The sequence below is a fragment of the Streptomyces sp. NPDC038135 genome, from assembly GCF_055601245.1.
This window is the reverse complement of sequence record NZ_JBVJXS010000003.1, coordinates 107,201-128,688: the sequence shown is the minus strand read 5'-3', so window position 1 is coordinate 128,688 and position 21,488 is coordinate 107,201. Positions and strand designations below refer to the sequence as shown.

The 21,488-nt window shown below is 70.7% G+C and carries 17 protein-coding genes and 4 tRNA genes; 11 read left to right on the top strand and 10 right to left on the bottom strand.

The features are described from left to right. Positions 1–204 precede the first annotated feature (204 nt). The 7 genes from purS to purM all read left to right on the top strand — a co-directional run bounded on the left by purS (position 205) and on the right by purM (position 7,958). A complete protein-coding gene (gene purS, locus ACZ7JA_RS08980; protein WP_250404436.1) occupies positions 205–477 on the top strand; it encodes a phosphoribosylformylglycinamidine synthase subunit PurS in 273 nt (90 codons plus the stop codon). Continuing rightward, a complete protein-coding gene (purQ, locus tag ACZ7JA_RS08975) occupies positions 474–1,154 on the top strand; it encodes a phosphoribosylformylglycinamidine synthase subunit PurQ (protein WP_351661428.1) in 681 nt (226 codons plus the stop codon). Before purS ends, purQ begins: the two co-directional genes overlap by 4 nt. After that, a complete protein-coding gene (purL, locus tag ACZ7JA_RS08970; RefSeq protein WP_389299996.1) occupies positions 1,151–3,409 on the top strand; it encodes a phosphoribosylformylglycinamidine synthase subunit PurL in 2,259 nt (752 codons plus the stop codon). Before purQ ends, purL begins: the two co-directional genes overlap by 4 nt. A gap of 416 nt (positions 3,410–3,825) precedes the next feature. Then, on the top strand, positions 3,826–4,623 hold the full coding sequence (locus tag ACZ7JA_RS08965; protein ID WP_351661422.1) for a maleylpyruvate isomerase family mycothiol-dependent enzyme: 798 nt from the start codon (positions 3,826–3,828) through the stop codon (positions 4,621–4,623). A gap of 56 nt (positions 4,624–4,679) precedes the next feature. Then, positions 4,680–5,123: an META domain-containing protein gene (locus ACZ7JA_RS08960; protein ID WP_351661419.1), complete on the top strand. Its 444-nt coding sequence runs from the start codon at positions 4,680–4,682 to the stop codon at positions 5,121–5,123. Between the two features lie 202 nt (positions 5,124–5,325). Further along, positions 5,326–6,855, top strand: coding sequence for an amidophosphoribosyltransferase (gene purF / locus ACZ7JA_RS08955; protein ID WP_351661416.1), 1,530 nt, complete (start codon positions 5,326–5,328; stop codon positions 6,853–6,855). A gap of 35 nt (positions 6,856–6,890) precedes the next feature. Continuing rightward, entirely contained in the window at positions 6,891–7,958 is a 1,068-nt protein-coding gene (gene purM / locus ACZ7JA_RS08950) for a phosphoribosylformylglycinamidine cyclo-ligase (protein WP_351661414.1), read from the top strand. Between the two features lie 66 nt (positions 7,959–8,024). Here purM and ACZ7JA_RS08945 read toward each other — a convergent pair whose 3' ends face one another. After that, positions 8,025–8,273, bottom strand: coding sequence for a DUF3073 domain-containing protein (locus tag ACZ7JA_RS08945; RefSeq protein ID WP_199211120.1), 249 nt, complete (start codon positions 8,271–8,273; stop codon positions 8,025–8,027). A gap of 328 nt (positions 8,274–8,601) precedes the next feature. After that, a complete protein-coding gene (locus tag ACZ7JA_RS08940) occupies positions 8,602–9,696 on the bottom strand; it encodes a Leu/Phe/Val dehydrogenase (protein ID WP_351661410.1) in 1,095 nt (364 codons plus the stop codon). A 198-nt stretch (positions 9,697–9,894) separates the two neighbouring features. Here ACZ7JA_RS08940 and ACZ7JA_RS08935 point away from each other — a divergent pair, with 198 nt between their 5' ends. Beyond that, positions 9,895–10,737: a DUF8083 family protein gene (locus ACZ7JA_RS08935; RefSeq protein WP_470807782.1), complete on the top strand. Its 843-nt coding sequence runs from the start codon at positions 9,895–9,897 to the stop codon at positions 10,735–10,737. Between the two features lie 519 nt (positions 10,738–11,256). Further along, on the top strand, positions 11,257–11,463 hold the full coding sequence (gene bldC / locus ACZ7JA_RS08930; protein WP_003949541.1) for a developmental transcriptional regulator BldC: 207 nt from the start codon (positions 11,257–11,259) through the stop codon (positions 11,461–11,463). Positions 11,464–11,928: 465 nt separating this feature from the next. Here bldC and ACZ7JA_RS08925 read toward each other — a convergent pair whose 3' ends face one another. From ACZ7JA_RS08925 to hrpA, 3 genes are all read right to left on the bottom strand, one after another. Then, positions 11,929–12,120 (bottom strand): DUF6274 family protein, encoded by a 192-nt coding sequence (locus ACZ7JA_RS08925; protein WP_351661406.1) that lies wholly within the window; start codon positions 12,118–12,120, stop codon positions 11,929–11,931. A 223-nt stretch (positions 12,121–12,343) separates the two neighbouring features. Further along, positions 12,344–12,418 (bottom strand) — tRNA-Asp (locus ACZ7JA_RS08920). A gap of 94 nt (positions 12,419–12,512) precedes the next feature. After that, positions 12,513–16,457 carry an ATP-dependent RNA helicase HrpA gene (hrpA, locus tag ACZ7JA_RS08915; RefSeq protein ID WP_470807781.1) on the bottom strand — a complete coding sequence of 1,315 codons (3,945 nt, stop codon included), beginning with the start codon at positions 16,455–16,457 and terminating at the stop codon, positions 12,513–12,515. 140 nt (positions 16,458–16,597) lie between these two features. Between hrpA and ACZ7JA_RS08910 the strand changes: the two genes are divergently transcribed. Then, positions 16,598–17,680, top strand: a complete 1,083-nt coding sequence (locus ACZ7JA_RS08910) for an ABC-2 transporter permease (RefSeq protein WP_470807780.1) — start codon at positions 16,598–16,600, stop codon at positions 17,678–17,680. A 173-nt stretch (positions 17,681–17,853) separates the two neighbouring features. On the opposite strand, the gene ACZ7JA_RS08905 is transcribed toward ACZ7JA_RS08910, so the two are convergent. From ACZ7JA_RS08905 to ACZ7JA_RS08885, 5 genes are all read right to left on the bottom strand, one after another. Beyond that, complete coding sequence (locus tag ACZ7JA_RS08905; RefSeq protein ID WP_351661401.1) at positions 17,854–18,165, bottom strand: hypothetical protein; 312 nt, start codon at positions 18,163–18,165, stop codon at positions 17,854–17,856. A 143-nt stretch (positions 18,166–18,308) separates the two neighbouring features. Further along, positions 18,309–18,382, bottom strand: a tRNA-Phe gene (locus ACZ7JA_RS08900). Between the two features lie 24 nt (positions 18,383–18,406). Next, positions 18,407–18,481 (bottom strand) — tRNA-Asp (locus ACZ7JA_RS08895). Positions 18,482–18,519: 38 nt separating this feature from the next. After that, positions 18,520–18,592: transfer RNA gene (locus ACZ7JA_RS08890), tRNA-Glu, on the bottom strand. Positions 18,593–18,672: 80 nt separating this feature from the next. Next, positions 18,673–20,229, bottom strand: coding sequence for a metallophosphoesterase family protein (locus tag ACZ7JA_RS08885; protein ID WP_351661399.1), 1,557 nt, complete (start codon positions 20,227–20,229; stop codon positions 18,673–18,675). Positions 20,230–20,312: 83 nt separating this feature from the next. Between ACZ7JA_RS08885 and ACZ7JA_RS08880 the strand changes: the two genes are divergently transcribed. After that, positions 20,313–20,663 carry a metallopeptidase family protein gene (locus ACZ7JA_RS08880; RefSeq protein WP_351661397.1) on the top strand — a complete coding sequence of 117 codons (351 nt, stop codon included), beginning with the start codon at positions 20,313–20,315 and terminating at the stop codon, positions 20,661–20,663. Positions 20,664–21,488: the final 825 nt, after the last annotated feature.

Here is a 21,488-nt window from a genome sequence, read left to right as displayed (position 1 = left end):
AGCCCGACTAAATCCGCCCGCGTGTCCCCGTGCAATAGATGTCGTGGGTGGGTCTGTGGAACTTTCCCAGAACTTTTCGCGAGGGAGCGCCCCTGTCACCCGATCGTGATGCGGCTCACGTAGTTTCCTACAACTCTACTCGCGTAGAAATTTTGTGCGGGTAGTCTGAAGGAACCTGCTCAGCACCACACACCGGGAGTGCCAGTGGCACGCGTCGTAGTCGACGTCATGCTCAAGCCGGAGATCCTCGACCCCCAGGGCCAGGCGGTCCAGCGTGCGCTGCCGCGCCTGGGTTTCGAGGGGATCTCGGACGTCCGTCAGGGAAAGCGTTTCGAACTGGAAGTTGACGGGCCGGTCGACGAGGCCGTGCTCGCCCGCATCCACGATCTTGCGGAATCCTTCCTCGCCAACACGGTGATCGAGGACTTCATCGTCAAGGTGGAAGAGGGTGCGGAAGTCGCGGAGGCGGCCAAGTGACCGCTCGTATTGGCGTCGTCACTTTCCCGGGAAGTCTTGATGACCGGGACACCCAGCGCGCGATCCGCATCGCGGGTGCCGAACCGGTCGCGCTGTGGCACAAGGACAAGGACCTCAAGCAGGTCGACGCCGTGGTGCTGCCCGGCGGTTTCTCCTACGGCGACTATCTGCGGGCCGGCGCCATCTCCCGCTTCTCGCCGGTGATGGAGACGGTCATCGAGCAGGCGAAGGCCGGACTTCCGGTCCTCGGCATCTGCAACGGCTTCCAGGTCCTCACCGAGGCCCACCTCCTGCCGGGCGGCATGCTCGGCAACGACCACCTCCACTTCATCTGCCGCGACCAGAGGCTGCGGGTGGAGAACGCGGAGACGGCGTGGACCGGCGACTACCGCCAGGGCCAGGAGATCCACATCCCGCTGAAGAACATGGACGGCCGCTACGTGGCCGACCAGTACACGCTGGACAAGCTGGAGGCGGAGGGCCGGGTCGCGTTCCGGTACCTCGACGTCAACCCGAACGGCTCGCTCAACGACATCGCCGGCATCACCAACGAGGCCGGGAACGTCGTCGGCCTGATGCCGCACCCCGAGCACGCCGTCGAGCCGCTGATCGGTACGGGCCGTACCGACGGCCTCCCCTTCTTCACCTCGATCCTCAAGAAGCTGGTCAACGCATGAGCCGGACGCCTCTGGACACGGTCGAGCACGCGGCCGCGACCCCCGACGTCGAGCTGCCCTGGGCCGAACTCGGCCTCAAGAAGGACGAGTACGAGCGGGTGGTGGAGATCCTCGGCCGCCGCCCGACCGGCGCCGAACTCGCCATGTACTCGGTCATGTGGTCCGAGCACTGCTCGTACAAGTCCTCCAAGGTCCACCTGCGCCAGTTCGGCGAGAAGGCGCCCCAGTCGGACGCGCTGCTCGTCGGCATCGGCGAGAACGCCGGCGTGGTCGACGTCGGCCAGGGCTACGCGGTCACCTTCAAGGTCGAGTCGCACAACCACCCGTCGTACGTCGAGCCCTACCAGGGCGCGGCCACGGGTGTCGGCGGCATCGTGCGCGACATCATCGCGATGGGCGCGCGCCCGGTGGCCGTGGTCGACCCGCTGCGCTTCGGCGCGGCCGACCACCCCGACACCAAGCGCGTGCTGCCCGGCGTCGTCGCCGGCATCGGCGGCTACGGCAACTGCCTGGGCCTGCCCAACATCGGCGGCGAGGTCGTCTTCGACGCCTGCTACCAGGGCAATCCGCTGGTCAACGCCGGTGCCATCGGTGTGATGCGGCACGAGGACATCCACCTCGCCAAGGCGTCCGGCGCGGGCAACAAGGTCATCCTGTACGGCGCCCGGACCGGCGGCGACGGCATCGGCGGCGCCTCCATCCTCGCCTCCGAGACCTTCGACGACGCCAAGCCCTCCAAGCGCCCCGCCGTCCAGGTCGGCGACCCCTTCCAGGAGAAGCTCCTCATCGAGTGCACCCTGGAGGCGTTCAAGGAGAAGCTGGTCGTCGGCATCCAGGACCTCGGCGCGGCCGGTCTGTCCTGCGCCACGTCCGAGCTGGCCTCGAACGGCTCCGGCGGCATGCGCGTCACCCTCGACGACGTACCGCTGCGCGACTCCACGCTCTCGCCCGAGGAGATCCTCATGAGCGAGTCGCAGGAGCGCATGTGCGCGGTGGTCGAGCCGGAGAAGGTGGACCGGTTCCTCGAGATCTGCGACAAGTGGGACGTCATCGCCACCGTCATCGGCGAGGTCACCGACGGCGACCGGCTGGAGATCTTCTGGCACGGCGGCAAGATCGTCGACGTCGACCCGCGCACGGTCGCCCACGAGGGTCCGACCTACGAGCGCCCGTACGCCCGCCCGTCCTGGCAGGACGAGCTCCAGGCGGACGACGCGAACAAGCTGCCGCGGCCGGCGACGGGCGAGGAGCTGAAGGACCAGGTCCTGAAGCTGGTCTCCTCCCCCAACCAGGCCTCCAAGAAGTGGATCACCTCGCAGTACGACCACTTCGTGCAGGGCAACACCGTCCTCGCCCAGCCCGAGGACTCCGGCATGATCCGCATCGACGAGGAGACCGGTCTCGGCGTCGCCATCGCGACGGACGGCAACGGCCGGTACGCGAAGCTGGACCCGTACACGGGGGCCCAGCTCGCCCTCGCCGAGGCCTACCGGAACGTGGCGACGACCGGCGCCAGGCCGCTCGCCGTCTCCGACTGCCTGAACTTCGGCTCGCCCGAGGACCCGGCGGTGATGTGGCAGTTCGCGGAGGCCATCCGCGGGCTCGCGGACGGCTGCCTGCAGCTCGGCACGCCGGTGACCGGCGGCAACGTCTCGCTCTACAACCAGACCGGTGAGGCGGCCATCCACCCGACGCCGGTGGTCGCCGTCCTCGGCGTCATCGACGACGTGGCCCGCCGCACCCCGGTCGCCTTCCAGGAGGACGGCCAGCTCCTGTACCTCCTCGGCGACACGCGTGAGGAGTTCGGCGGCTCGGCCTGGTCCCAGGTGGTCCACGACCACCTCGGCGGCCTGCCCCCGAAGGTCGACCTGGAGCGCGAGCGGCTGCTGGCCGAGATCCTGATCTCCGCCTCCCGCGACGGCATGATCGACTCCGCGCACGACCTGTCCGACGGCGGTCTGGTCCAGGCGGTCGTGGAGTCGGCGCTGCTCGGCGGGAAGGGAGCGCGCCTGGTCGTCCCGGACGGCCTGGACGCCTTCACCTTCCTCTTCTCCGAGTCGGCCGGCCGCGCCGTCGTCGCCGTGCCGCGCTCGGAGGAGGTGCGCTTCAACGACATGTGCGGCGCACGCGGCCTCCCGGTCACCCGCGTCGGCGTCGTGGACGGCGACTCGGTCGAGGTCCAGGGCGAGTTCGCGCTCACCCTCGCCGAACTGCGCGAGGCCCACGAGGCGACGATCCCGGCCCTCCTGGCGTAACCCTTCACCCGCGCCCTCGCAGGCCCCGCCCGGCCCCCCGGACGGGGCCTGCACGCGTTCCCGGGTCGCCGAGCGCCCCGCGCCCCTGTGGAGTGGCTGAGGAGCGCCCGACCGGTGCCGTACGGGTCCCGGCGACCCCGGAAGCAGGCCTTCGGCCCGGCCCGGAAGAGCGCCCGGGAGAGACCGGCGCGACGGCGAGTCGCCCGGCCGTGGCCACCGACGCCCCCGGACGCGGTCGAGCCGCCCGCGGTGCGTCGGAGGAGGGCCGGCGCCCCGGGCCGCGCGCACCCCCTGGCTTCCTCGGCTCCGCCTGCCGTGCTTCGGAGGACGGCCTGAAGCCCCGTGCGGCGGGGCGAGTGGCTCACCGGGCGGAAACCGGCTGATCCCGGGCCCTCTCGCGGCATAGGGTCACTGGCATGTCTCCGGCCAAGAGGCGTGCTCGCGCCTATGACCCCGCCAGGACCCGTGCCGCGGTCCTCGCCCAGCTCGGCAACGTACGGGAGGCCGTCCGGGGCCTGGGCCCCGAGCAGCTCGCCCTGCCCACCCGGCTCGGCTCGTGGACCGTACGGGAGCTGGTCGCGCACATCGGCATGGCCGTCACCGCGGTCCACCGGGCCGCGGAGCTGCCGGCCCCGCCGAAGCAGGACGTCCCGGTCGCCGAGTGGCCGTTCGCCACCGCCGCGAACTCGGCCGCGATCGATGAGTTCACCCGCGGCCTGGTCACCGAGCGGCCCGACCTCGACGCCTACCTCGCCGAGGTCGACGCGGGCCTGCGCACCCTGCTCGACGCCCACCCCGGCGGCCGGCTCCTGCGGACCAACGCGGGCGCCCTCCCGATGGACGACTACCTCGTCACGCGGGCCGTGGAACTCGTCGTGCACACCGACGACCTCAACGCCGCCGTGCCCGGCCTGGAGACGCCCTTCGACCGCCAGGCGCTGGCCGCCGCCACCCGGCTCCTCGCCGACGCCCTCGCCGTGAAGGCCCCCGGCGCCTCCACGGAGGTGCGGGTGCCGCCGTACGCCGTGGTGCAGTGCGTGGAAGGGCCCCGGCACACCCGGGGGACCCCGCCCAGCGTCGTGGAGACCGATCCGCTGACCTGGATCCGGCTGGCCACCGGCCGGCTGGACTTCGCGGACGCCGTCGCCGGGGCGCTGGTCAGCGCCAGCGGAGAGCGGGCCGGCATCGGGGAGCTGCTGCCGCTCATGGCGTGACGGAACCGACGGCCGGGGTGCCGCGTCGAATCCGTATGAACCGGTACAAGCAGCGCATGTCCCTGACAGCGGCCGCCGTGCTCGTCCCGCTCACGGTGGCCTGTGGCAGCACGCCCGCCGGGCAGGCGAACAGCGGCTCGGCCGGCGCACGGCACACCGTGACCGGCGTCGACTGGCGGGTCGACGGCCTCACCGCAGGCGGCGCCACCCTGCGGGCGCCCGCCACCGCGCGCCTGCGGATCGACGCCGACGGGAAGGCGGCAGGCAACCTCGGCTGCAACGGCTTCGGCGCCCGGGCCACCGTCCACGGCGACCGGATCACGTTCGGCGACATCCGCTCCACCAAGATGGCCTGCGGCGAGGACCGCATGACCTTCGAGCGCGCCTTCGCCCGCTTCCTCACCACCGGCACCATCACCGCCAGGGCGGCGGACGGGAAGCTGACGCTCACCGACGGCGACGGCGACCGGCTGCACCTCAGCCGCGCCGCCCGCGAATGATGTGCGACACCTCACTCGCGCACCCCGCAGAAAGCCGTGGAGTGCGACCCGGGGGAGCGGGCCCACGCCCGATCCTCACCGCATGACAGAGCGCTGACCTGCGAAAACCGGGAAACCGCCAAGGTGATCGGTAAACGCCGCTCCAGGGTGGCCGGGCATCCCCAATTCGGACCAGTGGTCGACCTCGCCTACACTCGGAGCCGTGCCACGTGGTGACGGTCGACTCAATCACGATCTGCTTCCCGGCGAGAAGGGCCCCCAGGACGCTTGCGGCGTCTTCGGTGTCTGGGCTCCGGGTGAAGAGGTCGCAAAGCTCACTTACTTCGGGCTCTACGCCCTCCAGCACCGGGGTCAGGAATCCGCGGGAATCGCGGTCAGCAACGGCTCCCAGATCCTCGTCTTCAAGGACATGGGCCTGGTCTCCCAGGTCTTCGACGAGACCTCGCTCGGTTCGCTCCAGGGTCACATCGCGGTCGGACACGCCCGCTACTCGACCACCGGCGCATCCGTGTGGGAGAACGCCCAGCCGACGTTCCGCGCCACCGCGCACGGCTCGATCGCGCTCGGCCACAACGGCAACCTGGTCAACACGGCGCAGCTCGCCGAGATGGTCGCCGACCTGCCCAAGGACAACAACGGCCGCTCCACCCGGGTCGCGGCCACCAACGACACCGACCTGCTGACGGCCCTGCTGGCCGCGCAGGTCGACGAGGACGGCAAGCCGCTGACCATCGAGGAGGCCGCCCACGCGGTCCTCCCGCGGGTCAAGGGCGCCTTCAGCCTCGTCTTCATGGACGAGCACACCCTCTACGCCGCCCGTGACCCGCAGGGCATCCGCCCGCTGGTCCTCGGCCGGCTGGAGCGCGGCTGGGTGGTCGCCTCCGAGTCCGCCGCCCTCGACATCTGCGGCGCCAGCTTCGTGCGGGAGATCGAGCCGGGCGAGTTCGTCGCCATCGACGAGAACGGCCTGCGCACCTCCCGATTCGCGGAAGCGAAGCCCAAGGGCTGTGTGTTCGAGTACGTGTACCTGGCCCGCCCGGACACCGACATCGCCGGCCGGAACGTGTACCTCTCCCGCGTGGAGATGGGCCGCCGCCTCGCCAAGGAGGCCCCGGCCGAGGCCGACCTGGTCATAGCGACCCCGGAATCCGGCACCCCGGCCGCCATCGGCTACGCGGAGGCCTCCGGCATCCCGTTCGGCGCCGGCCTGGTGAAGAACGCCTACGTCGGCCGGACCTTCATCCAGCCCTCGCAGACCATCCGCCAGCTCGGCATCCGCCTGAAGCTGAACCCCCTGAAGGAAGTCATCAAGGGCAAGCGGCTGGTCGTCGTCGACGACTCCATCGTGCGCGGCAACACCCAGCGGGCCCTGGTCCGCATGCTGCGCGAGGCGGGCGCGGCCGAGGTCCACATCCGGATCTCCTCCCCGCCCGTGAAGTGGCCCTGCTTCTTCGGCATCGACTTCGCCACGCGCGCGGAGCTGATCGCCAACGGGATGACCATCGACGAGATCGGCACCTCGCTCGGCGCCGACTCGCTGGCCTACATCTCCATCGACGGCATGATCGAGGCGACCACCATCGCCAAGCCGGACCTGTGCCGCGCCTGCTTCGACGGCGAGTACCCGATGGACCTGCCGGACCCGGAGCTGCTCGGCAAGCAGCTCCTGGAGACCGAGCTCGCGGCCGGCCCGGCCGCCACGGCCGCCTCCGACGCGATCCGGCGCCCGTAACACCCCTGCAGTACGACACGAAAGCTCTCACAGTCATGTCTGAGACAACTGGTGCCAGCTACGCAGCGGCGGGCGTCGACATCGAGGCGGGCGACCGCGCCGTGGAACTCATGAAGGAGTGGGTGAAGAAGACCCGGCGCCCCGAGGTGCTGGGCGGCATCGGCGGCTTCGCCGGGCTCTTCGACGCCTCCGCCCTCAAGCGCTACGAGCGCCCGCTGCTCGCCTCCGCCACCGACGGCGTCGGCACGAAGGTCGACATCGCCCGCCGGCTGGGGGTCTACGACACCATCGGCCACGACCTGGTCGCGATGGTCATGGACGACATCGTGGTGTGCGGCGCCGAGCCGCTGTTCATGACGGACTACATCTGCGTCGGCAAGGTGCACCCCGAGCGTGTCGCGGCGATCGTGAAGGGCATCGCGGAGGGCTGCGTCCTGGCCGGCTGCGCCCTGGTGGGCGGCGAGACGGCGGAGCACCCGGGTCTGCTGGGCGAGGACGACTTCGACGTCGCCGGCGCGGGCACCGGTGTCGTGGAGGCCGACCGGCTGCTCGGCCCGGATCGTATCCGCAAGGGTGACGCCGTGATCGCCATGGCGTCCTCCGGGCTTCACTCCAACGGGTACTCCCTGGTCCGCCATGTGCTGCTGGACCGCGCGGGCCTGGCCCTCGAGTCCGAGGTGGCCGAGCTGGGCCGCACCCTCGGCGAGGAGCTGCTGGAGCCCACCAAGATCTACTCGCTGGACTGCCTGGCCCTGACCCGCACCACCGAGGTGCACGCGTACAGCCACGTCACCGGCGGCGGACTCGCGGCCAACCTGGCCCGGGTCGTCCCCGACGCGCTGCACGCCGTGGTCGACCGCTCCACCTGGACCCCGGGCGCGGTGTTCGACCTCGTCGGCCGGACCGGCGACGTCGAGCGCCTGGAGCTGGAGAAGACGCTCAACATGGGCGTCGGCATGATCGCGATCGTTCCCGAGGAGTCGACGGACGTGGCCCTCGCGACCCTGGCCGACCGCGGGGTCGACGCGTGGGTCGCCGGTGAGATCACCGAGCGCGGCGACAAGGAGACCGGCGCCGAGCTGGTCGGGGACTACGCGGTCTGAACCCGCGGACAGCACAGAAGCCGGTCGGTGGCTGTGCCACCGACCGGATACGTGCTCAAAGCAAGGTCAAGCGCCGCGACGATGTTGTGAAGGACCCTCGTCCTCGTCCTCGTCGTCCTCATAGAGGTCGGCGTAGCGCGAGTACAGGTCGTCGTCTTCGTCCTCATCGTCCTCGAACGGCTCGCCGTTCGGCGGCTGGCTCGAAGTCGATGCGCCCAGTTCATTGGCCAGACGTGACAGGTCAGTCCCACCGCTGTTGTACTTCAGCTGGCGGGCGACCTTTGTCTGCTTGGCCTTGGCCCGGCCGCGCCCCATGGCTCGACCCCCTCGGTGACGGGGCTCGACGGCCCCAGAGTCTGACACGCGTTCATGATCGGAACGGGCCCTCCGTGGAGAGGCCGGTCCGTAGGGCTTCCACGGTACCTGAGCCCGCGCCCATACGGTACGTCGCCCGCAGCACGCGCGTGTGCACAGGACCCTCGAGGCGCCCCGTCCTCGCTGGTCAATGGCGATTTTAACCACTTATCGGGGTACGACCCGCCGACGGAAGTGAGAGTTCTCTCCACGTTCCCGCCGGCGGGTACCGCTCACCTGTGCGATCGGACGTCCGATCGCGGCGACCGGAGTCCTGCGGGGGCCCGAATCAGCGGCCCGCGCGGGCCTCGGCCATCCGCTGCTCGGCGATCCGGTCGGCCGCCGCGGCCGGCGGAATCCCGTCGTCCTTCGCACGTGCGAAGATCGCCAGGGTGGTGTCGAAGATCTTCGCCGCCTTGGCCTTGCACCGGTCGAAGTCGAACCCGTGCAGCTCGTCCGCCACCTGGATGACCCCGCCGGCGTTCACGACGTAGTCCGGCGCGTAGAGGATCCCGCGGTCGGCGAGGTCCTTCTCCACGCCCGGGTGGGCGAGCTGGTTGTTGGCCGCGCCGCAGACCACCTGGGCGGTGAGCACCGGCACGGACAGGTCGTTCAGGGCGCCGCCGAGCGCGCACGGGGCGTAGACGTCGAGCCCCTCGACCCGGATCAGCGCCTCGGTGTCGGCGACCGCCGTCACCTCGGGGTGCTGGTCGAGGACGCGCTGGACGGCCTCCGCGCGCACGTCCGTGATCACGACCTCGGCGCCCTCGTCCAGCAGGTGCCGGACCAGGTGGTGCCCGACCTTGCCGACGCCGGCGATGCCGACCTTGCGGCCACGCAGCACCGGGTCGCCCCACAGGTGCTGGGCGGAGGCGCGCATGCCCTGGTAGACGCCGAAGGCGGTGAGCACGGAGGAGTCGCCGGCGCCGCCGTTCTCGGGGGAGCGGCCGGTGGTCCAGCGGCACTCGCGGGCGACGACGTCCATGTCGGCGACGTACGTGCCGACGTCGCAGGCGGTGACGTAGCGCCCGCCGAGCGAGGCGACCATGCGACCGTAGGCGAGCAGCAGCTCCTCGGTCTTGTCGCGCTCCGGGTCGCCGATGATCACGGCCTTCCCGCCGCCGTGGTCCAGACCGGCCATGGCGTTCTTGTACGACATCCCGCGCGCGAGGTTCAGGGCGTCGGCGACGGCCGCGGCCTCGGTGGCGTAGGGGTAGAAGCGCGTACCGCCGAGGGCCGGGCCCAGAGCGGTGGAGTGGAGGGCGATCACGGCCCTGAGACCGCTGGCGCGGTCCTGGCAGAGCACGACCTGCTCATGGCCGCCCTGGTCCGACTGGAACAGGGTGTGCAGGACATCAGCAGGCGCGCCGGTTACGTCGGTCACTGTGGTGACTCCTGTGTAAGTAGCGGCGAGTGGGGTGCGGCCCCGTACGGGTGGCGGGGTCGTGGCATGAGCGTAGAGCCTCGGGTCCCTCACCATCCGCGCAGTGTTCAGGATCACTCTCTGGGGCCGTGTACGCACGTATCGCCGTGAAACGATTTGGTGTGGTTTCGAGCCGGGCCCGATGGGGAGGGAGCAGGCGTGCCCAAGGTGTCCTCGGTGGTCGTCCCGTATGCCGCGTACCTGCGTGTCTACGAGCCGCTGACCGCCTTCCCGGAGCCGGAACGCACCCACTGGGCCCGCTACGCCCGGCGCCCGGACCGCCCTTCCTACCAGGACGAACTGCGCCGGTCGCTCGCCGACTTGCTGCCCACACCGCCGGTCCCGGTACCGGTGCACGAGAGCGGCGACGCCTTCGTGCTGGAGACCGACGGGGTGCTCTGCGTCTGCCCCTGGCGGACCCGGCTGCGCGGCTGGCTGGCCCTGGAGGGCCTCGGCGAGGAGCTGCCCCCGCCCGTGCTGGACGCGGTGCTGCCGCCGGTGGTGCGGCGCCAGGCCGCCCAGGACTACGAGCGCTGGCTGGCCCGCAACCCCGACGCCCGCCCCTGGATCCGCACCGCGACCTGGCAGATCCCGCTGAACTGGTTCGTGCTGGTCGCCGACGAGGAGCGGCGGTACGACGAGGCGTCCGGCGAGGTGCCGGCGATGCTGCGCTACCGCACCCCGATGGTGCAGGCCCGGCGGCGGGTGGCCCGGGCGCTGCGCACGCTGAAGGACACCATCCAGGAAGGGCCGCTGATCGACGGGCTGGTGGACGTCGGCCGCTGGCTGGAGGAGTTCCACCCGCGCTCGGTGGTCGAGCTGGACTACGGCGGCCTGGTGCACGCGGTGCCGGCCGGGGAGCTGGCCGACGACCACTCGGCGGCGGACGTGGCGGACGGCATGGAGGCGCTGCGCCGCGGCGACGGGGCGGCCGCCGGTGAGGCGTACGGACGGCTGGTGGAGCGGTGGCGGACGGTACGGGACCGGCGCTCCGCGAACTGAGTGACGTACGTCACGGTCCGAATCGCCCCGAACAGCGTACGGTTCAGGTCACTTGGACCACCTGACGGGATGTTGGTCCCGATCCGGGCTTATGTCCCAAGGGTGATGGACAGCACTTACAAGTGCCTTGCCCTGGTTGCCACCCCTCATGCCAAAATAGGACAAGGAGTCCGGGGAGGGCTCCTCCGCTCAACTATGCTCCATCATGGGCGGATTCTCCGCATTGCACGCTATAGGGGGTCTGGTGACTCCTGATCGCCGCTGTGACTGATCGTCACAGAGGCGTGACTGTCCGCTATGGCATGGTCCATCGGCTTCCGTCGCTGATGAACACCTGGGAGGGCAATTCCATCGGTTTGGCCGACGCGGCTGGACAGATGGTGTAGTTGTAGTGCCGAGGACAAGCCGTTCGTCCTATAACCGACTCGACCCGCGTCCACCATTTCGGGCAACGCGGGTCAAGGTGCAGAATTTAGAGGAAAGAACCGAGAAGGTTCGGTTCTCCCGAGGAGGCCGCTCATGACCGCTCGCACCCCTGATGCCGAGCCGCTGCTGACCCCGGCTGAGGTCGCCACCATGTTCCGTGTCGACCCCAAGACGGTCACGCGGTGGGCGAAGGCCGGCAAGCTCACGTCGATCCGTACGCTCGGCGGGCACCGCCGCTACCGCGAAGCCGAGGTCCGCGCACTGCTCGCGGGCATCCCGCAGCAGCGCAGCGAGGCCTGAACAACTGAAAACAGGGCGAAACGGTCGTTCCCCCAACAGGCCGAGGCGCCCGAAACCCTAGCTCCAAGCGACGCGGGACCTGCCCCAACAGGGCCCACGCCCAAGCCGAAGAGAACGTTGTTGGCAGCGACACAGGGTGCGTCGTAGATCGCGCTGGACTCCGCCGGGTCCAGCGCGATCTTTTTTGTGCGCTGGTCCGGGGCCGGTGCGGCGGTTGTGAGCGTCCTTGTCGGACTCTGGGGAGGGCTGTCGGATCGGCTGTGTGCGCACTCCGACGGCGGTGCAATTGCACATATTAAATCGACCCGTTGTATGAGGGGGGTAAGTTCCGCAGTTTTGAAAACTCATGCGGTGACTCCCGTCACACGCCAGGGTGCTTGAAACCTGCGGCACGCGTGCGCTATTGGGGCCCCGCGTGCTCCAGCACCCCCCGCACATACGGGTGTTGGACCACCCGGGCGAGGATCAGGCGCTGCGCGGCCGCTCCTCCGCGACGGGCTCCTCGTCCACGTCCTGGGAATAAGGGCCGGCGTCCAGCACCAGCCGCAGCAGGCGATGACAGACCGGGCAGTGGCGCGTGAGATGCCCGTAGGACGAGGCGGCCGACAGATGCGCCCGCAGCAGCGCCCGCGTCTCGTGCCTGGCCGATGCCGCCATACGCCACCTCCACGGGCCCCCGGGACGGAACACGCCCTGCCTTCTGGGTACCGAGCGCGGAAGACGCCGTCAAGGGCGCGGGCGGCCCCTCAGGGCCCGGAGAGCGGCAGGGGAGCGGCCGGGGCGGGGCCGGAGTCGCGCCCCCGGCGGCGGCACGCGGGCAGCGCTCGGGCAGCGCGACGGCAAAAAGAAGAAGGGCCCCTCTCGGGGCCCTTCTCACTTGCGGTCCTGACGGGATTTGAACCCGCGGCCTCCACCTTGACAGGGTGGCGAGCACTCCAAACTGCTCCACAGGACCAGGTTTCGCGGCACTCGGTGTTGCGCTGTGCTGCGAGAAGGACTGTACAGGAGGGTGAGCCCCCTGGTCGAACTCACCCACCGTATCCGCCCGGCTACGGAGCCGCCGCGTCGATCGCCTTCACGATCCGCTTGTCCGAGACCGGGTACGCCGTGCCCAGCGCATGGGCGAAGTAGCTCACCCGCAGCTCCTCGATCATCCAGCGGATGTCCAGCACCTGCCGCGGCACCGGCCGCCCCTGCGGGAGCTGCTCCAGCAGCCAGGCGTACTCGTCCTGCATCTCGTGGACCTTCTCCATACGGGTGGTGTCCCGCTGGACGCCCGTCGGCATCTGCTGCAGACGCCGGTCCGCCGCCACCAGGTAGCGCATCAGGTCCGGCAGCCGCCCTATCCCCGCCCACGTCACGAAACCGGGCTTCACCAGCGCGTCCAGCTGCTTGCGGACGTCCGCCAGGTTCGCCAGCAGCGCGGGGCTGCGCACGGCCTTCAGACGGCGCTCACAGGCCTGCCAGGCCGCCAGCACCTGCTGCACCTGCCCGACCGCACGGACCGTCGTGTCGACGATCTCCGCGCGCACCTTGTCGTACAGCTTCCGGTACGACTCCTCGTCCCACACCGGCCCGCCGAAGTCCCCGATCAGCTTGTCCGCCGCCGCCATCGCGCAGTCGTCGAAGAGCGCCTGCACGGAACCGTGCGGATTGGCGGACAGAGCCAGCTTCTGCGCGTTCGTGAGGCGGTCGCTCGCGAACTTCGCCGGATTCACCGGGATGTTGCGCAGGATCAGCCGGCGGGTACCCCGCCACATCGCCTCCGCCTGCTCCTCCTCCGTGTCGAACAGCCGCACCGAGACCGTGTCGCCGTCGTCCACCAGCGCCGGATACGCCTTCACCGGCTGCCCCGCCCGGCGCGTCTCGAAGACCCGGCTCAGCGCGCCGATCGTCCAGTCCGTCAGACCCGAGCGCTCCAGCGACTCCCCGCCCTGCCGGGAGGCCGTGGCCGCGGCGGCCTGCGACAGCGCCTTGCGCGCCTTCGGCTTCAGACTCAGCCGCAGCGCCTCCAGGTCCTTGTCCTCGGCGAGCTTGCGCCGCCGCTCGTCGACGATGCGGAAGGTGATCCGCAGATGGTCCGGAACCTTCGACCAGTCGAAGTCCTCCGCGTCGAACGGCACACCGACCATGCGCCTCAGCTCACGCGCCATCGTCACCGTCAACGGCTCCTGCAACGGCACCGCCCGCTCCAGGACCGCCCGGGCGTAGTTCGGCGCCGGCACGTAGTTGCGGCGGACCGGCTTCGGGAGGGAACGGATCAGCTCCGTCACCACCTCCTCCCGCAGGCCCGGGATCTGCCAGTCGAAGCCCTCGTCGGTGACCTGGTTCAGCACCTGCAGCGGAATGTGCACCGTGACGCCGTCCGCGTCCGCACCCGGCTCGAACTGGTACGTCACCCGGAACTTCAACGGCCCCTGCCGCCAGGTGTCCGGATAGTCGGCCTTGGTGACCGCCTCCGCCGACTCCCGGATCAGCATCTCCCGCTCGAAGTCCAGGAACTCCGGCTGCTCGTGCCGCTTCCGCTTCCACCAGGAGTCGAAATGCGCCCCGGACACCACGTGTTCGGGCACCCGCTGGTCGTAGAAGTCGAACAGCGTCTCGTCGTCCACGACGATGTCCCGGCGCCGCGCCCGGTGCTCCAGCTCCTCGACCTCGCTGAGCAGCCTGCGGTTGTCGGCGAAGAACTTGTGGTGCGTACGCCAGTCGCCCTCCACCAGCGCGTTGCGGATGAACAGCTCCCGCGAGATCTCCGGGTCGATCCGGCCGTAGTTCACCTTCCGCTGGGCGACGATCGGCACGCCGTACAGCGTCACCTTCTCGAACGCCATCACCGCCGCCTGGTCCTTCTCCCAGTGCGGCTCGCTGTAGGTCCGCTTCAGCAGATGGCCCGCGAGCGGCTCCACCCACTCCGGCTCGATCTTCGCGTTGACCCGGGCCCACAGCCGGCTCGTCTCCACCAGCTCAGCCGACATCACGAACCTCGGCTGCTTGCGGAACAGCGCCGAACCCGGGAACACCGCGAACTTGGCGTTGCGGGCGCCCAGATACTCGTTCTTGTTGCCGTCCTTCACGTCCTTCATCCCGATGTGGGACAACAGGCCGGCGAGCAGGGACACATGGATCCGGTCGGCCGGGGCCTCCTCCTCGGCGAGATGGATGCCCATCTGCTTGGCCACCGTGCGCAGCTGGGTGTAGATGTCCTGCCACTCGCGGATCCGCAGGAAGTTCAGGTACTCCTGCTTGCACATCCGCCGGAACGAGCTGGAACCCCGCTCCTTCTGCTGCTCACGGACGTACCGCCACAGGTTCAGATACGCCAGGAAGTCGCTCGTCTCGTCCTTGAACCGGGCGTGCTGCTGGTCCGCCTGGGCCTGCTTCTCCGCCGGACGCTCCCGCGGGTCCTGGATCGACAGCGCGGCCGCGATCACCATCACCTCGCGGACACAGCCGTTCCGGTCGGCCTCCAGCACCATCCGCGCCAGCCGCGGGTCGACCGGCAGCTGGGCCAGCTTGCGCCCGGTGTCCGTCAGCCGCTTGCGCGGGTCCTTCTGGTCCGGGTCCAGCGCGCCCAGCTCCTGCAGCAGCTGCACACCGTCGCGGATATTGCGGTGGTCCGGCGGATCGATGAACGGGAACTTCTCGATGTCGCCGAGGCCGGCCGCGGTCATCTGCAGGATGACGCTCGCCAGGTTCGTCCGCAGGATCTCCGCGTCCGTGAACTCCGGCCGCGCGAGGAAGTCGTCCTCCCCGTACAACCGGATGCAGATGCCGTCCGAGGTACGGCCGCAGCGGCCCTTGCGCTGGTTGGCGCTCGCCTGCGACACCGGCTCGATGGGCAGCCGCTGCACCTTCGTACGGTGGCTGTACCGGGAGATCCGGGCGAAACCGGGGTCGATCACGTACTTGATCCCCGGCACCGTCAGGGACGTCTCCGCGACGTTCGTCGCCAGCACGATCCGGCGCCCGGTGTGCGGCTGGAAGACCCGGTGCTGCTCGGCGTGCGACAGCCGCGCGTACAGCGGCAGGATCTCCGTGAACCGGTAGTTCTTCCTGGTCAGAGCGTCCGCTGTGTCCCGGATCTCCCGCTCGCCCGACAGGAAGACGAGGATGTCGCCCTTCCCCTCCGCCATCAGCTCCTCGACGGCGTCGGTGATCGCGGTGATCTGGTCCCGGTCCGCGTCGTCCGAGTCCTCCTCCAGCAGCGGCCGATACCGCACCTCCACCGGATACGTCCGCCCACTGACCTCCACGATCGGCGCGTCACCGAAATGCCGGGAGAAGCGCTCGGGATCGATGGTCGCGGACGTGATGACGACCTTCAGATCCGGCCGGCGCGGCAGCAGCTGCGCCAGATAACCCAGCAGGAAGTCGATGTTCAGGGACCGCTCGTGGGCCTCGTCGATGATGATCGTGTCGTAGGCCCGCAGCTCACGGTCCGTCTGGATCTCCGCGAGCAGGATGCCGTCCGTCATCAGCTTGATGAACGTGGCGTCCTGCTTCACCTGGTCCGTGAAACGGACCTTCCAGCCGACGGCCTCCCCGAGCGGCGTCCGCAGCTCCTCCGCGACCCGCTCGGCGACCGTGCGCGCGGCGATCCGGCGCGGCTGCGTGTGCCCGATCATGCCGCGCACACCACGGCCCAGCTCCAGGCAGATCTTCGGGATCTGGGTCGTCTTGCCCGAACCCGTCTCACCGGCCACGATCACGACCTGGTGATCACGGATGGCGGCCGCGATCTCGTCCTTCTTCTGACTGACCGGCAGTTGCTCCGGATAGCCGACGGCGGGCACACGGGAGCGCCGCTCGTCCATCCGGGCCTCGGCCCTGGCGACCTCGCCCTCGATCTCGGCGAGGACGGCCGCGCGGGCCTCCGGCTTACGGATCTTGCGCGCGCCCTCGAGCCGCCGGCCGAGCCGGTGCGCGTCGCGCAGCGAAAGCTCGGTCAGACGGGGGGCGAGGGAGCCGAGGGCGGGGGCGGGATGCGTAGACATACGCGGTCCAGGATCTCACCTCACGGAAATCCCTGGCGAACGATTTGCCCGCGGGCCGCGCCGGGGCCCTCCGCGCGCCGCGTGCGGGGCGGGCGGCCGCCTGCCGCCGGAGAGGAGGCCGATGAACTAGCGTGAGCGATATGTCCGATTCGCCGCACGGCGCCCACGGCCGGCCGCCCACCTGGGCCGAACGCTGGGCCGCCTTCCGCGAATCACCCTTCCTGCCCGCCACCGTCCTGCTGCTGATCCTCGCCGCCGTGGCCGGACTCTTCGCCGGCTCCTACACCTACGCGATGGCCAGCCCCACCCCGCACACCATCCCCACCGCCGTCGTCGGCCCCCACGACGAACCGGCCGCCCGGCGGTTCATCGACGGCATGGAACACGCCCTGGACGCCTCCCTCGCGCTCCACCCCTACGCCAACCGGCCGGACGCCGTGCGGGCCGTCGACGAACAGAAGGTGTTCGCGGTCTTCGAGGCGCCCGCCGACGGCCGCACGATCATCCTGGACGTCTCCTCCGCCTCCGGGGCGTCCGTCTCCCAGCTCCTCGCCCAGGCCGCGGTGCAGGTCAGCGAGGCCACCGGCACAACCGTGAAGGTGCGGGACCTCAAGCCCCTGCAGCGGGGCGACCCGCGCGGCCTCGCCCTCTTCTACATCTCACTCGCCGCGGTGATCATCGGCTTCGTCGGCTCCATCCAGCTCAGCGTGCACGCACGGGCCCTGAACCCGGCGGAACGCATCGCCTACACCGCCGGATACAGCGTGCTGGGCGGGTTCACCATCGCCGCGGTGGTGGACTGGCTGCTCGGCGCACTGGACCTGCCGTTCGCGGAGTCCTGGCTGATCCTCGCCCTGACGATGTTCGCCAGCGGCATGGTGTTCACGATGTTCAACACCCTGGTAGGCCGCTGGGCCATGCTGCCCACCTGGGGACTGATGGTCCTCCTCGGCAACCCCTCGTCCGGCGGCGCCGTCTCCTGGCCCCTGCTGCCCTCCCCGCTCGGCCTCATCGGCCGCTGGCTGCCGCCGGGAGCCTCCGTGAACGCCCAGCACACCGCCGTCTACTTCCGCGGCCACCAGCACGCCTTCCCGTTCCTCGTGCTGGTGGGGTGGGCCGTCGTCTCCGGCGCGGTCTTCCTCATCTGGCGCCACCGCCACCCGGGCGGCCGCCAGACCCCGCCCGGCGAAGCTCCGCCCGCCCCCGGCGCGGACAAGCCCTAGGCCGTGTCCGCGAAGTCGCGCCTGCGTCACGACGCCCGGCACGCACTCTCGCCGCACCGGCCGAAAGCCCCAGTACACCCAGTACGAGGGCATCCGGCCGGCACCCCGAGAGCACGCACCGGACGCCGCGACGCCAGCCCCACGGGCGAACGACGCGACTTCGCGGACACGACCTAGGACGCGGGCGGCTCGGCGGACGCCGCCGCCCGCTCTCCCCGGCCCGGCCGGTCCCCGAGGGCGATCGCCCGCGCGGTGTTGGACACGGCCTTGATCCCCAGATAGGCGGTGGTCATGCTGCTCACCGCGGTGAACGCGGCGGTCAGCACACCGACGATCACGGACTTGTCCCCGTCCAGCCGCCACACCCCGAAGGCGGCGACCCCGGCGATCGCGACATTGCTGACCACGACGGCCAGCAGCCCGTACCGGGCCCGGTACTTCTCCACCTCGACGTCCCGCACCACACGCCCCTCGCCCCGGCCCATCGTTCCCCCGTCCCCCACAAGCCCTCTCCAGCAGCGAGAACGTAGCGCCCCCGCCCCACGGGCCGCCACCGGCTCGGGGCACCCGGACCGAAGCGGTCACGGAACACAACAAGGCCCCGATCCGGGGATCGGGGCCTTCGTTGTGGCTGGGGCCGGGGTCGAACCGGCGACCTTCCGCTTTTCAGGCGGACGCTCGTACCAACTGAGCTACCCAGCCACGAGGCTTCCGGGGAAGCCTCAGCGGTCCTGACGGGATTTGAACCCGCGGCCTCCACCTTGACAGGGTGGCGAGCACTCCAAACTGCTCCACAGGACCAAGCTCTTGCGTGCAACAGTGTCGCACACGGTATTGCGTGCCCCCAACGGGATTCGAACCCGTGCTACCGCCTTGAAAGGGCGGCGTCCTAGGCCGCTAGACGATGAGGGCTATCGGCCCGCCTGCGCGCTTCTCAGCGCGTCGGGGACGTGAGAAGCATATGGGATGGCGGCGGGGTTCGCCAAAACGGTTTACGGGGTGGCCGGGGAGGCGGTGCCCGGGCTCGGTGTGGTGCCGGTCCGGCGGTGGGCGAGGACGTCCTCCGGGAGGTGGCGGCTCACCTCCGCCGTGGTCAGGCCGAGGCCGCCGAGTTTGATCTCGTCCCAGGCCTGCAGGCGGTGGCTGTCGCGGTCGACGTAGAGGATCGAGGCCTGGATGGGGTCGGGGTACTTGCCCTCCACCGCGCGCAGCCCGCTGCCCCCGGTCGAGCCCTCCATCCGCAGCCGGGTGCCGTACTTCAGCAGCTCGGTGCCCTCGTGGTGCAGGTGGCCGCAGAGCACGAGGGGCACCTGGCCGTCCGTCTCCCGGGCCGCCACGGGCTCGTGGGCGATGGCCACGTCCACCGGGGTGCCGGCCGCCCGCTGGTCGCGCAGGGCCGAGGCGAGGCGGTCGCCGGCGAGGCGTTCGGCCGCGTCGCCGCCGGGGGCCACCGAGCGGTCGGGGGTGTACTGGGGGTCGCCGATCCCGGCGAAGCGCAGGCCGGCGACGGTGCGCGCGCGGCCGTCGTCCAGGACGTGGACGTTCTTCATGCGTTCCAGGTAGCGCTGGGTGGCGCGCGAGTCGTGGTTGCCGCGGACCCAGACGTAGGGGGCGCCCAGGTCGGGGATGGGGTCGAGGAAGCCGTTCTCGGCGGCCGTGCCGTGGTCCATGGTGTCGCCGGAGTCGACGATGACGTCGACCTTGTACTGCTTCACGAGCGAGGCGATGATCTTCCAGCTCGCGGGGTTGAGGTGGATGTCGGAGACGTGCAGGACGCGCAGGGTGGCGGGGTCCGGCTGGTAGGCGGGGAGGGTGGACGTGACGTCGTAGAGCTTGGTCACGTTGGTGACGAGGCGGGCCAGTTCCTGCTGGTAGACGTCGAACTCGGTGACGATGCTGCGTGCGTTGCCGACCACGGACGGGGCCGAGGAGAGCAGGCCGGAGAACCGGGGTTCGAGGACGGACCTGGGGTTCCAGGTGGCGTAGGCGCAGGCGCCGGAGGCCGCGAGCAGGGTGAGGGCGAGGCCGCCGGCGGTGATCGCGCGGCGGGGGCGGCGGTAGACGGCGAGGCCGAGGGCGGTGGCGCCGGTGACGACGGCGACGCAGGAGCGCAGGGCCAGGTCGAGGGTGCCGTGTTCGACGTCGTGGGCGACCTCGTCCTGGAGGCCGGAGAGGCGTTCGGGGTGGTCGACGAGGGCCTGGGCGCGGGGCGGGTCGAGCTGGTCGATGTTGACGTCCAGGCGGACGGGGGCGATGTGGCTGTCGAGGGTCAGCGCGCCGAGCGGGGAGACGTTGATCTTCGTGCCGCCGGTGAGGGAGGGACGCAGCGCCATGGTGGTGTCCATCGGGCCGACCGGGGCGCGCACGTTGCCGACGACGAGGAGGCCGAGCCAGGCGCCGGCGAGGACCACGGCGGTGAGGCCGAGGGCGTTGAGCCAGGGGCGGGGGCGGGCGGCGAGTTCGAGGTCGGGGAGGGCGGGGGTGGTGCGGGTGCGGTCGGGTTTGCGGTGGAGCCTGCGGTTCAGGGCTGCGACGGGGACGCGGACCATTGGGCCCGTATGCCCACGGTCCGGTGTGGATATGCGGCGGTCCGGCTCTCTCGTGCGGCGGTCTCGTGCCGGACAATGACCGTGTGCTGGAGATGACGCGCGAGGAGTTCGAGGAACTGGTCGCCGAGGCGCTCGACCGGATTCCCCCGGAGCTGATGCGGCTGATGGACAACGTCGCGGTGTTCGTCGAGGACGAACCGCCGGCCGACGATCCGGAGCTGCTCGGTCTGTACGAGGGGACGCCGCTGACGGAGCGGGGCGAGTGGTACGCGGGGGTGCTGCCGGACCGGATCACGGTGTACCGGGGGCCGACGCTGCGGATGTGCGGGTCGCGGGAGGACGTGGTCGCCGAGACGGAGGTCACGGTGGTGCATGAGATCGCGCACCATTTCGGCATCGACGACGCCCGGCTGCACGCGCTCGGTTACGGGTGAGCGGGCGGGGGTTCGGGGGCGGTGCGTGTCCTCTTGCGGGCGGCGGGAGTTGGGGAGGTTGACTTCCTTTCCCGCCTTCGGAGGTGGCCGCCGTGCGCCGCTTGTACGTACCCGTCCGTCTGGCCGTCACGGCGCTGGCGGTGTCCGTGGCCGCGGGGTGTGTGAGCGTCGGTGACGACGACGGCCGGGCCCGGCCCGCGCACTCGGCGGGGCAGCGTGGGGGTGAGGCGCCGGACGGTGCTCCGGGGGGTGGTGGGGGCGGTTCCGGGTACGGCGGTTCGGGGGGTGACGGAAAGCACGAGCACGGGGGGAAGGCGCGGCCGGGGAAGTCGGCGTCGGCCTCGGCGTCGCCGTCCGGGGAGGGTGGTGAGCCGTCGGCGTCGGCGCGGCCGGGGAAGAGTTCGCAGCCGGGGGATCCGGTGCCGACGAAGGTCCAGCCGTCGCCTCCGGTGACCTCGGCTCCGCCGGAGCCTCCGGCGTCGACGCCTCCGGAGCCGTCGTCCGCGCCGCCGTCGGCGGAGCCCTCCTCGTCGGCCCATGAGGAGGCGCGGGCGCAGTGGGTGCGGCGTGAGCCGGCGCCGGTGGCGGGGGTGCCGGTGTGAGGTGGGGGGTCGGGAGGGCCGCTGACCTGTGGTGATGGGGTCGGGTTTGCCTTTGGGGGTGGTGGGTGCGTATGGTGGTAGATCGTTTGATCCCATTTGCCCGGCGCCACCACAGAGCGCGCCGTGTGGCGCGTACTCTCCCTTGCCGTGGCGGACCGCATTGAGGCGGTCATTTGCGACTCACGGAGTTGACGGGCGCGTGCCGAAGAGACTCCGGAAGGTT